Genomic DNA, 11,093 nt, shown 5'->3' with positions numbered 1-11,093 from the left:
TAAGGCAGCGGGTTTTGATCCCGCCATCCGTAGGTTCGAGTCCTGCTACCCCAGCCATATTACAGAACGCCAGTCTTATGACTGGCGTTTTTGTTTTCAGACTTCTCACGATTTGCCGCCTGCTTGTGGTACATTTTTGTCATCACCTGGTTAAGATGTCTTTTGCAATGCCTGACAACCTGTCTGCAACACTGATTAAACTATTATCCCCCCTGATGCTTTTAATTGCCTCAGAGGTTATTTCAGCGCCCGTGATGCAAACCGCAGAGCTCGATGGGCAGCCGCGTAGCTGGCGCCTGTTTGTGCCGGATGGCATCAGGGAGGGAGCTGAATACCCTTTGGTGTTTAATTTTCATGGTACCGGTTCCTCACCAAAACAGATTGCTGAGCTCAACGAATTGGAAACGTTGGCAGAGCAACACAAGTTTATCGTCGTCGCGCCCAAGGCTGAATTCAGCTATGAGGCCGGTGGTCGTCAAACCTGGAATGTTGAGCAACTGGACAGCCCATATAATGACGTGGCTTTTATTAAAGGGCTAATTGCTCATCTGGCGCAGCACTACCCTATTGATACAGCTCGTATTTATGCAACCGGCTTTTCTGGAGGGGCGCGTATGAGCAGTCGCCTGGCCTGTGACCTTTCAGATACCTTTGCCGCCATCGCCCCTATTGCAGGTGTGCGTTTTGCCGATAATTGCGCGCCGGCCAGGGCCATGCCGGTGCTTACCTACCACGGCACTCAGGATCCGGTAAATCATTACCAGCATCAGGCCGATTCACCGCGTTACTGGTACATGGGCGTAGAGCCGGCAATTGAGGATTGGGTTAAGTTTAATGGCTGTGAGAGCACCACTACCACTGCGATTCGAGCGGGTATCACTAAAACCGAGTGGTCTGACTGCCGTGACGACGTAGCGGTGATTTTTTATCGCTCTGAACAGGCAGGTCATACCTGGCCCGGTAGCCCCAAAGCTGACATCCTGGCAAAGTATGGTCTGGGCAGTACCGATGACTTACCCATGTCAGAAATCATCTGGGCATTTTTGAAGCAATATCAGCGCCAGTAATAAACTCAAAATGCTATTGTGCCGGGCAAACTGTGTTTTTTGCTTTACAGTCCCCACTCAGACCGGCACACTAAATCTATTCCCACCTTATAATAATTAAACAGGAACTCTTCAGTGCTCAACGACATCGTTGCGTTTATTAATAATATTCTCTGGGGTAACGGCCAGGTTCTTATTTACATGCTACTTATCTGTGGTATCTGGTTTACTGTTCGCCTCGGGGGCGTGCAAATTAAACATTTTGGCCATATGTTCAGTCTGCTGAAAGGCAGCACCAGCAGCAACAAAGAAGGGATAAGTTCATTCCAGGCACTGTGTACCAGTTTGTCTGCACGGGTCGGCACAGGTAACCTGGCAGGCGTGGCCGTGGCTATTTCACTCGGTGGCGCCGGCAGTATTTTCTGGATGTGGGTTATCGCGCTACTGGGTATGGCAACCGGCTTTGCCGAGAGTGTGCTGGGCCAGTTGTATAAGGTGAAAGATGACCACGGCGAATTCCGTGGCGGACCGGCTTATTACATTAAGCAGGGTCTGAATAAAACCTGGCTGGCCGTGGCGTTTTCACTGTGCTTATTCTTAGGCTATGGCTTTATCTTTTCCGCCGTCCAGGCCAATACCATCACCGATGCGCTTAATGCCGCCTACGACATTCCAACCAGCTATTCAGGTATGGCGATTATCGCCCTGGCAGCGCTCATTGTAGTGGGCGGTTTACGCGGCATTGCCCGCTTTGCGGAATGGGTGGTGCCGTTTATGGGCATCAGTTACGTACTTGCTGCCCTGCTGGTGTGTGCTATCAACATTACCGAGCTACCAGCCATGCTGATGAATATTATTCAGTCTGCCTTTGGTTTACAGGAAGCTGGCGCCGGAGCCATGGGTGCGGCGGTAAAAAACGGTATCCAGCGTGGTTTATATTCTAACGAAGCCGGTTCAGGGAGCGTACCTCACGCTGCTGCGAGTGCTGCGCCTAACCCGAATCATCCGGTTTCCCAGGGCTATATCCAAATGCTTGGCGTCTTTCTGGACACCATGGTGCTGTGTACAGCTACGGCATTTATTATTCTCCTAGCCGGTGGCTCCAGCAGCGAACAGATGGAAGGGATCCGTTTAACCCAGTCTGCTATGGAAACGCATATTGGTGCCGGTGGCGCTGATTTTGTTGCCGCGGCGATTTGCTTTTTCTCGTTTACTTCAGTGGTAGCCAACTACGCTTACGGAGAAAGTAACCTGCACATGTTTAAGCTCGATAACAAAATGGGCCGAATCGTTTATACCTGCGGTTATCTGGCGATGATTTTCTGGGGCTCAATGGCCGCGTTACCTGAAGTGTGGGCGGCGGCGGATATGGCGTTAGGCTTAATGTCAGTGATCAATATTATCGCCATCATGTGGATGACACCCACTATCGTCAGTATTAGCAAGGATTACTTTAATAAACGCGAGCGGGGCGAAACGCCGGAATACAAAACCGGCGACTGCGAGATTCAGGGTAAAACTGAAGACGGTATCTGGTAATTAACAACAGGGCCTGATGAATCAGGCCCTGTTTGCTTTAGGCTGGATGCCACTCATATTTCGCGAAGGCTTTATCCACCGGTGTATCGGCCAGATGGTTAATGTAATTACTCATAACCTTCTGCGCCAGAATCAAAATAATCTCCAACAGCTGCTGCTTGCTGTAACCGGCATCAAAAAAGGCAGTAAGTTTAGCGGTATCCGGATTGCCCCGGTCGAGCAGAATGGCTTTGGTTGTTTCGCGCAGCACTTCCAGTTTGTCTGGCAACGGGGTTTTATTTCTTAGTGCTTCGGTAATGCTATCGTCCACTTTCATACTTTTGGCAATGCCAGTATGCGCTGGTACACAGTAGTGACATTCGTGCTCCACATTCGCCGTTTGCCACACTACAGTGAGCTCTTCAGGGCTGAACGACGTATTCTGAGCCTGAGTGTGTAAAAATTTATAGCTCAGCAGCACCGCCGGAGACTCCGCCATCACCCCGTGTAAATTGGGGATCATGCCAAATGAGGCAATGGAGTCCTTTAGTAGCGGCTGTGCTGCTTCCGGCGCACTTTTCATTGTGTGAATGGTAAAATCTGTCATAGCTGTCCTTTATTTTTGGTTGGTGAAGCTTTACCATAACGCCTGATTGAACGATCGCTCAAGTTAAATTTGAGCGATCGTTCAAATTAATATTTATAAGGTAGACGAATGGGTTATCCACGGGAACAAAGTATTCAACAGGCAACCGAGGTCTTTTGGTTAAAAGGCTATCTTGGCACCGGCATGCGAGACCTGCAGACGGCGCTGGATAAACGTCCTGGTAGTATTTATTCCGCTTTCGGCAGTAAGGAAGGGTTGTATCTTGAGGTGCTTAATCATTACACCGGCGTACTGCATGGTCAGATTATGGCTGTGGCAAACAGTGATACACCGTTGCAGCAACTACGCGAATTCCTGCGCTTCCCTTTAACGGTAGAGGACAGCGCCGCGCATAAAATTCAGTGCCTGATTGTGAAAACCCAGGCCGACTGGGCGGAACTGCCAGAAGGCGTAAAAAGTGAGCTGCAAGCTGCGCTGGCACACTTGCGTGAAGCCTTTCAGGCGGTGATTTTAAAAGCCCGGAGTACGAGTGAACTGGCCGCTGATATACCGGTTGAGCGCGCAGCAATGTGGTTACAGGGCCAGTTTATCGCCATGCGAACTCTGGCAACCAGCGTGGAATCGCCGGCAAGCCTGAGCTGGATGGTGGATAAAATTGTTTGTGATTTATGCGGAGAGTGGGCGCAGTAATAACGCCCGCGCCCTAACCTGGCCGGCCTAAGTCACCAGCATTTTGATTAACTGAGCAACCAGTAAAATCATTAATAGCGGCCAGAACCAGCGGGTCAGTTTCGACATATCCTCTCCGCTCATTCGCCATTTCGACTTTTCCAGCAAAGGCACAATAATTACCAGTGCCAGAAATAATATGCCAAGAATATAAAGTATGGTCATTAAGCTAATCCCATTGCGTATTTGAGTACCTGGGCCTTTATTGGCCCGGTATGTTGCGCCAGTTTTAGCAAGCCATTCCGCAGCCATTTCAGCGGCGTATGATCATTACTGAAGGTGGTATAAAACCCATCCATGGCAGACATCATCAGCGCGTTATCGCGCTGACGTGGCCGTTGGTAACCGGTGCGTAAGCGAGCTGCAAAGTCTTCGCCGTTCGCCTGGCCATTTGCTGTTTGAGTCAACAGGCAAGCTACATCCTTAAATCCCAGGTTTACGCCCTGCCCGGCCAATGGATTTATGGTATGTGCTGCATCCCCAACCAGAATAACGCCAGGCACCACATACTCACTGGCATGTCTTCTAATGAGGGTGAAAGCGGCTTTATTCAATACCGTAAAGTCATCGCCTAATGGCGGAAAGTCGTTTTCGATAGCCTGTTTTAACTGGACTGGCGATAGTTTTGTCAGTGCGGCCAGACGCGCCGGGCTGTCGTACCAGATAAGCGAGGCATAATTATCGTGCATCGGCAATAATGCCCGTGGGCCGTGCGGGGTAAATTGCTGCCAGGTACAATCGGCCACCGGCTGAGTAAATTCCACAATAATGCCCATGGCCTGCTGAGCATACTGCCAGCCTGAAATACCTATCCCGGCAAGCTGACGCACTTGGGATTCGGCACCATCGGCTCCGATCAGCCATTTAGCGGTAATTTCGTCACCGGATTCCAGGCGAATAATCACTGGTTCATCAGCGCTGGCAGAGCGCTTAATGCCGGCAATATGCGCCGGTGAGTACCAGGTAACGTTATCAAAGTCTTTCAGCGCCTGATGACAACCTAACTGAATCAGCCGGTTTTCTACAAAGTAGCCCAGGCGTTCATAACCGGCATCACTGGCGGTAAAATCGGTTCGGCAATCCGGCCGCTCCCACACGGATAACTCACTGTAAGAGCGGACCCGCATAGCTTCAATGTGTTGCCAGGCCCCCAGCGCACGCAGCAGATCTACCGATGCCACACTGATGGCTGACATGCGTAAATCCGGCGGTTGGACGGCCTCAAAAGGCTGCGGCGGACGCTGTTCTATAATCGCTACCTGATAACCCTGCTGTGCCAGCCCTAACGCAGTGGCGGCGCCCACCATGCCAGCACCATTAATACAAAAATCAAACATATAGGAACCCTGTTTATGTTCTGCGATTATGCCCCAACTCAGGGGTTAAATCTAACATGCGCTTTATATCAGTGCGTTAGCAATAAATCATGAAGTTTACGCTGTTACGTAAACTTGCCTTGGGCTGGATCGAAAAAGCGCTAAAATCCCGCTCAGACCGGTTCACAAGGGTGGCGATCAGGGTCTATAACAGTTAAAATACGCGGCTATTTTGACCAATATCGCTGCGCGCCCGGGGTTAGCTTAATTATCCTGAGTATTGGCGCCAGCCCAACGTGATTATCGAATTGTTATGAGTAAAAAGCTGTACATCAAAACCTGGGGTTGCCAGATGAATGAGTATGATTCGGAAAAAATGGCCGATCTGCTCGATTCAACTCACGGGTATTCGCTGGCCGAAGAAGCGGAGCAGGCCGATGTTATTTTGCTCAACACCTGCTCTATCCGCGAAAAAGCCCAGGAAAAAGTATTCCATCAGCTGGGCCGCTGGAAGAACCTGAAAAAGACCAACCCGGATCTGATCATTGGCGTGGGCGGTTGTGTGGCCTCCCAGGAAGGCGACCATATTCGTCAGCGGGCGCCGTTTGTCGACCTCATCTTCGGGCCGCAAACCCTGCACCGTCTGCCTGAAATGATTAACCAAATCCAGGCTGGTGAAACATCGGTTGTGGATGTCAGCTTTCCGGAAATCGAAAAGTTCGACCGCCTGCCAGAGCCGCGCGCAGAAGGCCCAACGGCTTTTGTGTCGATTATGGAAGGCTGTTCCAAATACTGTAGCTTCTGTGTAGTGCCCTACACCCGTGGTGAAGAAGTGAGTCGCCCGGTGGACGACGTACTGCTGGAAGTCGCACAGCTGGCCGAACAAGGCGTACGTGAAGTTAACCTTTTGGGTCAGAACGTAAACGCGTTTCGTGGCGAGCACCACGACGGTTCTGTGTGCCGGTTTGCCGAACTGCTGGAACTGATTGCCGCCATTGATGGTATCGACCGTATCCGTTATACCACCTCACATCCGGTGGAATTTACCGACGATATTATTGCCGTGTACGAAACCGTACCGGAGCTGGTTGATCACCTGCACCTGCCGGTGCAAAGTGGCTCCGATCGCATTCTGAATTTAATGAAACGCGGCCACACTGCCCTTGAATATAAGTCAAAGATCCGCAAATTACGTAAAGTGCGCCCGAATATCAGCATGTCTTCTGACTTTATTATCGGCTTCCCAGGCGAAACCGATGCTGACTTCGAAGCCACCATGGATTTAATTCAGGCAGTGGATTATGACCTGAGCTTCAGCTTTATTTACTCGGCGCGTCCGGGCACACCGGCGGCAGATGCCGTGGATGATGTAAGCGAAGACACCAAAAAACAACGTCTTTATTTGTTGCAGCAACGTATTAACCAGCAGGCACTGCGCATTGCCCGCAATATGCTGGATACCGAGCAGCGCATCCTGGTGGAAGGCCCATCGAAAAAAGACATTATGGAGTTACAGGGGCGTACCGAGAATAACCGGGTAGTTAACTTCCCGGGTACGCCGGATATGATAGGTGAGTTTGTGGATGTTAAAATCACCGATGTATTCAGTAACTCACTGCGTGGTGAAGTGGTTCGTCGCGAGGCCGATATGGGCCTGCGCGTAGCCGTATCACCACAAAGTATTTTAGCCAAGCATCAGGCCGAGCTGCCTGATGAACTTGGTGTAAGCCAATTTCAACCTTCAATTTAAGAGGCAGTAAAGCAACTTGAGTAAACTGGTAAGTAATGAAGTCGTGCTGGAACCGGAAGATAATAAACGGTTATCCAGCCTGTGCGGTCCTTTCGACGATAACATCAAGCAAATTGAGCGTCGACTGGGCGTCGAAATCACCTACCGCAACAACTTTTTTAAGATTGTTGGGGAGCCTCAGCAAACCAAAGGGGCCGGTGAGTTACTTAAGTTACTGTACATCGAGACGCAGCCCATTAAAGGACTGATTCCGGATTTACCGCCTGAGCAGGTTCACCTTGCCATTCAGGAAGCCAATTGCCTTGAGCGCGAAGAATCCGGCCAGTACGGCAAGGAAATCAATATCAAAACCAAGCGTGGCGTTATTAAGCCACGTAATCCGCATCAGGCGCAGTATGTGGCCAATGTGGTCAATCACGATATTACCTTTGGTATCGGCCCGGCGGGTACCGGTAAAACCTATCTGGCAGTTGCCTGCGCCGTAGATGCGCTGGAACGTCAGGAAGTGCGCCGTATTCTGCTGACCCGCCCGGCGGTTGAAGCCGGTGAAAAACTCGGTTTTCTACCCGGCGATTTATCTCAGAAAGTCGACCCGTATCTGCGCCCTCTCTACGATGCCCTGTTTGAAATGATGGGCTTCGAGAAAGTGGAAAAGCTTATGGAGCGTAATGTTATTGAAGTCGCCCCGCTGGCTTATATGCGTGGCCGTACGCTCAATGATGCCTTTATCATTCTTGACGAAAGCCAGAACACCACGGTAGAACAAATGAAAATGTTCCTCACCCGGATTGGCTTTAACTCCCAGGCGGTTATCACCGGTGATATTACCCAGGTGGATTTACCGCGCGGCGCGCGCTCTGGCCTGCGTCACGCCATTAATGTGTTGCAGGATGTGAACGACATTTCCTTTAACTTCTTTACCGCTGGCGACGTGGTTCGCCACCCGGTTGTTGCACGCATTGTGCAGGCTTATGAAGATTACGACGCCGAGCAGGAGCGTATCCGGATTGCTAAAAAAGCAGCCCAGGAACAGGAAAAGCAAGACAAATCCGACGAGAGTGATGACTAAGTGAGCGCTATTGTTGATTACCAGCAGGCCTATGAAGGCGCCGCTGAACTTATCGCTTCTATTCCGGACGAAGTCCAGCTCACCGCGTGGGCTTCGTTGGTTCTGAATCACCTGGAGGCAGGCGAAAAAGAACTCACCGTACGGTTTGTTGATAGCGACGAGTCGCAGTCGCTTAACCACGAATACCGCGGCAAAGACAAGCCAACCAATGTGCTGTCTTTCCCCTTTGAGTGCCCGCCGGAAGTGCCGCTTAACCTGCTTGGCGATCTGGTTGTTTGCGTGCCGGTTATCGCCGCAGAAGCTGCTGAGCAGCACAAAGCGATTGGCGATCATTATGCCCATATGATTATTCACGGCACCCTGCATTTACTGGGATACGATCATATTGAAGAAGATGAAGCGCAGGCCATGGAGCAACTTGAAATTGACCTGTTAGCCAAATTATCCATTGACGACCCGTATCAAGACGATTAACTTTGCAAAAGACGCAGGCGCTTTTTCATTGTTCATGCGGGCCGTAAAGCCAAAAATAAACAAGAAACAGACCCTATAACGCTAATTAGACACGGACATTATGAGCGACGATAACCCCCACTCTACCAACGGCTCCTCGGGAAAAAGCTGGTTTGATAAACTAAAGCTTTCATTCTCCGGAGAGCCGCAAAGTAAAGAAGACCTGGTTGAGGTCATCACCGAAGCCGAACAGCGCGAGCTGATCGACCCCCAAACCAGAGAAATGATCGAAGGCGTTATTGGCGTCAACGAAATGCGGGTAAGGGACATCATGATCCCACGCGCTCAGATGGTTACCATCGACATCGACCAGCCGGTTGAAGAATTTTTGCCTGTCATGCTCGACAGCGCTCACTCCAGATTCCCCGTTATTAACGAAGATAAAGACCATATCGAAGGCATCCTATTAGCTAAGGATCTGCTCCGCTACGCGTTTATTAATAACGATGATCAGGCTTTCCATTTGCGAGACGTGTTACGTCCGGCGGTAATCGTCCCGGAAAGTAAACGGGTTGATGTACTGCTCAAGGAGTTCCGCCAGCAGCGTTATCACATGGCCATTGTGGTAGACGAGTATGGTGGTGTATCTGGCCTGGTGACCATCGAGGATATTCTTGAACTTATCGTTGGTGAGATTGAAGACGAATACGATCTGGAAGAAGACGGCACCGATGATATCCGTCCGCTTAACAAGTATACGTATTCGGTTAAGGCTCTGGTACCAGTTGATGAGTTTAACCGCTTCTTTGAAACCAAATTCAGCGAAGAGGAAGCGGATACTATTGGCGGCATCGTATTAAAAGCCTTTGGCCATATGCCTGCCACCAGTGATGAAATCACTATTGATAACATCCAGTTTAAAATTACCAACTCGGATAAACGCCGGTTGATGCAACTGAAAGTGACCCTGCCAGACCTGGAGTAATTGGCTTGAGAAAGTGGCTTCCTTTAGTGCTGGTGTTATTGGCCGGCACGTCGTTAACTATGGCCTATGCCCCTTTCGATTTATGGCTGATCACGCCTGTCGCTCTGGTGGTGGCACTACGTCAGTTACTCCTTACTGATACCCCTAAAAAAGCCTTCTGGCTGGGCTGGACCTTTGGTCTGGGCTGGTTTGGTGCCGGGATCAGTTGGGTGCACGTGAGTATTGCTGACTTTGGCGGCATGCCCCTCATCGCTTCAGTGCTGATGATGTTTTTACTCAGTGCCTACCTGGCGCTGTTTCCCGCGTTCAGTTTTTACTTTGCTAAACGGTGGGTCAAACCTGCTCTGTTGCCCCTGCTGCTCCCTGCGATCTGGTTTATCGCTGAATGGCTCAGAAGCTGGTTACTAAGCGGTTTTCCGTGGTTATCCTTAGGTTACAGTCAACTCGACAGCCCGCTATCTGGCTGGTTGCCTGTGCTCGGCGAAACCGGCATGACCTGGTTAATAATGACCATAGTCAGCGCGTTAGCCGTGGCCACCCTGACCAAACGATTTTTACAGGCCATAGCCATTACCGGCTCGGTGACCATTGCAGCGCTGCTGTTAAATACGGTTAACTGGGTTGAGCCCCAACAGCCGGTCTCTATTGGTATGGCGCAGGGTAATATCGCACAGTCTTTGCGTTGGGTTCCCGAACAGGACGCGCCGACCATGAACACCTACCGGGAGCTGACTAACCTGGTATGGGACAACGATGTGATCATCTGGCCCGAAGCCGCTATTCCCAAACTGGAAATGCTGGCTCAGGATTTTATCACTGATATGAACGCCGAGGCCGCCCGCTACGATACGGCCATTATCACCGGTGTGGTTAACTATAATTTTGAAAGTCAGGAAGCCTGGAACAATCTGATTGTACTGGGTAAATCCCATGCCGAGGATGAACAGGGCCATTACCGTTATTTTCATGGCAACCGCTATGCCAAGCACCACCTGTTACCCATTGGCGAGTTTGTGCCTTTTGAGGATTTACTGCGGCCGCTGGCTCCTTTGTTTGACTTACCCATGTCATCGTTTAGTCGTGGCGATTTTCAACAACCCAACCTGCTGGCTAATGGCCTGCACCTCGCCCCGGCCATTTGTTTTGAGATTGCCTTTCCGCGCCAGGTAAGAGCCAACCTTTACGCCGACACTGATTTTATTATTACCGTCAGCAACGACGCCTGGTTTGGTCGTTCTCACGGCCCGGCTCAGCATTTACAAATTGCCCGTATGCGCGCCAAAGAGCTGGGCATTGGCGTAATCCGCTCTACCAACAACGGTATATCGGCCTTTATCGACCATCGGGGTAAAGTGGTTGCGCAGTTGCCGCAGTTTGAAACTGCCGCTCTATCAGCCAACTTATCAACCGTATCCGGCAGCACGCCTTATCGTCAATGGGGCGATTTCCCGCTGTGGCTGTTAACCGGTTTAATCGGGCTGGTTTTCCTCATTTTTAAACTGCGCGACCGCGGTGCTCAGAGCAACTGAAATTTCCTCGCTCAATAGCGCCGCTTAGTCGCGATTAACCTATACCTTACGCTGGCTAACTGCTAGTTTTGTACCTTAAGCTTTAACATTC

11 protein-coding genes are annotated in these 11,093 nt (G+C 50.6%); 8 read left to right on the top strand and 3 right to left on the bottom strand.

The annotated features are described in order from the left end of the window. Together D9T21_RS14145 and D9T21_RS14140 are read left to right on the top strand one after the other, a co-directional pair. A partial coding sequence (locus D9T21_RS14145; protein ID WP_206427276.1) for an extracellular catalytic domain type 1 short-chain-length polyhydroxyalkanoate depolymerase occupies positions 1-1,067 on the top strand: 1,067 nt, incomplete at its 5' end. Positions 1,068-1,181: 114 nt separating this feature from the next. Beyond that, positions 1,182-2,585 (top strand): alanine/glycine:cation symporter family protein, encoded by a 1,404-nt coding sequence (locus tag D9T21_RS14140; protein ID WP_123325609.1) that lies wholly within the window; start codon positions 1,182-1,184, stop codon positions 2,583-2,585. Between the two features lie 37 nt (positions 2,586-2,622). Here the strand turns inward: D9T21_RS14140 and D9T21_RS14135 are convergent, their stop codons facing one another. Further along, positions 2,623-3,171 carry a carboxymuconolactone decarboxylase family protein gene (locus tag D9T21_RS14135; protein ID WP_123325608.1) on the bottom strand — a complete coding sequence of 183 codons (549 nt, stop codon included), beginning with the start codon at positions 3,169-3,171 and terminating at the stop codon, positions 2,623-2,625. A gap of 108 nt (positions 3,172-3,279) precedes the next feature. On the opposite strand from D9T21_RS14135, the gene D9T21_RS14130 reads away from it, so the two are divergent. Further along, the gene (locus tag D9T21_RS14130; protein WP_123325607.1) at positions 3,280-3,861 is read left to right on the top strand and encodes a TetR/AcrR family transcriptional regulator; all 582 of its coding nucleotides are present in this window, start codon (positions 3,280-3,282) and stop codon (positions 3,859-3,861) included. Positions 3,862-3,888: 27 nt separating this feature from the next. Here D9T21_RS14130 and D9T21_RS22755 read toward each other — a convergent pair whose 3' ends face one another. Both D9T21_RS22755 and D9T21_RS14125 read right to left on the bottom strand, forming a co-directional pair. Continuing rightward, entirely contained in the window at positions 3,889-4,065 is a 177-nt protein-coding gene (locus D9T21_RS22755) for a hypothetical protein (protein ID WP_164464695.1), read from the bottom strand. Continuing rightward, the gene (locus tag D9T21_RS14125) at positions 4,065-5,237 is read right to left on the bottom strand and encodes an FAD-dependent oxidoreductase (RefSeq protein WP_123325606.1); all 1,173 of its coding nucleotides are present in this window, start codon (positions 5,235-5,237) and stop codon (positions 4,065-4,067) included. Before D9T21_RS14125 ends, D9T21_RS22755 begins: the two co-directional genes overlap by 1 nt. Before the next feature lie 292 nt (positions 5,238-5,529). On the opposite strand from D9T21_RS14125, the gene miaB reads away from it, so the two are divergent. From miaB to lnt, 5 genes are all read left to right on the top strand, one after another. Further along, positions 5,530-6,966, top strand: coding sequence for a tRNA (N6-isopentenyl adenosine(37)-C2)-methylthiotransferase MiaB (gene miaB, locus D9T21_RS14120; protein WP_123325605.1), 1,437 nt, complete (start codon positions 5,530-5,532; stop codon positions 6,964-6,966). Between the two features lie 16 nt (positions 6,967-6,982). Further along, positions 6,983-8,035, top strand: a complete 1,053-nt coding sequence (locus D9T21_RS14115) for a PhoH family protein (protein ID WP_123325604.1) — start codon at positions 6,983-6,985, stop codon at positions 8,033-8,035. Then, entirely contained in the window at positions 8,036-8,509 is a 474-nt protein-coding gene (gene ybeY, locus D9T21_RS14110) for an rRNA maturation RNase YbeY (RefSeq protein WP_123325603.1), read from the top strand. A 100-nt stretch (positions 8,510-8,609) separates the two neighbouring features. Continuing rightward, a complete protein-coding gene (corC, locus tag D9T21_RS14105; protein ID WP_123325602.1) occupies positions 8,610-9,473 on the top strand; it encodes a CNNM family magnesium/cobalt transport protein CorC in 864 nt (287 codons plus the stop codon). A gap of 5 nt (positions 9,474-9,478) precedes the next feature. Beyond that, on the top strand, positions 9,479-11,002 hold the full coding sequence (gene lnt, locus D9T21_RS14100) for an apolipoprotein N-acyltransferase (RefSeq protein WP_123325601.1): 1,524 nt from the start codon (positions 9,479-9,481) through the stop codon (positions 11,000-11,002). Positions 11,003-11,093: the final 91 nt, after the last annotated feature.

Source organism: Marisediminitalea oceani (assembly GCF_003731635.1).
GTDB classification, from domain to species: domain Bacteria; phylum Pseudomonadota; class Gammaproteobacteria; order Enterobacterales; family Alteromonadaceae; genus Alteromonas; species Alteromonas oceani.
Note: the sequence above shows the minus strand (reverse complement) of the source record. Positions and strands in the feature narration are given on the sequence as shown.